Source organism: Chitinophaga sp. 05T412, assembly GCF_056396465.1.
On record NZ_JBFTLN010000049.1, the window covers coordinates 1 to 1204 of the forward strand.

1 protein-coding gene is annotated in these 1204 nt (G+C 41.7%); it reads right to left on the bottom strand.

The window, feature by feature from the left end; translation table 11 throughout:
• Positions 1–26 precede the first annotated feature (26 nt).
• Positions 27–1129 (bottom strand): IS3 family transposase gene (locus tag AC1DFM_RS34600; RefSeq protein ID WP_477081352.1). Its coding sequence is split into 2 segments (ribosomal slippage): positions 27–868 and positions 868–1129, totalling 1104 coding nucleotides; the frame shifts between segments, so codons are not numbered across the junction.
• Positions 1130–1204: the final 75 nt, after the last annotated feature.

Genomic DNA, 1204 nt, shown 5'->3' on the forward strand with positions numbered 1-1204 from the left:
TGTAAGCTTCCCTTAAAACTAGGCCACTAGGGATTAGAGATTTTGGCTTCGAGCTGCTTTTGGGCATACTTTACAGGCGACAGATATCCGAGTGACTTATGAGGTCTCTCCATATTGTAATCCTGTTGCCATTCCTCAGCCATAAACCTAACTTCAGTTAAGCTGCTAAACAGATATGCATTCAGTAACCCTCTGCGCAGGCTTCCATTCTTTCGTTCGATAAAAGCATTCTGTGTTGGTTTACCTGGTTGGATATAAGCTATCCGGATTCCTCTATCCTCGCACCATTCCTGAAGTTTATGGCTGATAAATTCAGGGCCGTTATCTGTCCTGAGACAAACAGGCTTTCCCCGTTGTTCTATAATTCTTTCCAGTACACGGATTAGTCGTAATGCAGGTAGTGATGTGTCTACTTCAATAGCCAATGACTCCCGGTTAAAATCATCTATGACGTTTAGCAGGCGGAATTTCCTCCCATCCACCAGAGCATCGCTCATAAAATCAATGCTCCATACTTCGTTAGGATGATCGGGGATCAATAAAGCTTCTTTTATCCTGGCTGGTAACCTGCGTTTAACCCTGCGGCGGATATTGAGCTTCATGGAAGTGTACACCCGGTATATTTTTTTGTGATTCCAGGCAAAGCCTTTATTTCTCAACCTGTAATAGGATTGCCAAAAGCCAATACCAGCATGTCTTTCCGTTAAAGATTCCAGGGCCTTYTGTAGGGCTGAATCATCTTTTGGTACCATTTTATAATCATAAGTACTACGTGGGATAGATACGATCTTACACGCCTTGCGGATACTAAGCTGTTCTTCGTTTACAAGAAAATCAGCTGCTTCCCGTTTCTCCTGGGGCGTTACAGCTTTTTTTCAATCAGGTTTTTCATCGCCCGATTTTCAATACAAAGTTCCGCATACATCTTTTTGAGCTCAGCATGTTCTGATTCAAGATCTTTTAGACGCTTGACATCACTGGCTTCCATTCCCCCATATTTTGCTTTCCAGTTGTAAAAGGTAGCCTCACTTATCCCAAATTCACGGGCGATATCCTTAACAGATATGCCACCTTCCTGTCTTTTAAGAGCAGTAACTATCTGACTTTCTGTAAAATTCTTTCTTTTCATATTGCTAGATTAAAGTTAATAAATCATTTAATTTATAACTCTAATTCTTGCGGCCGAAATTTGGGGGAGCCGACA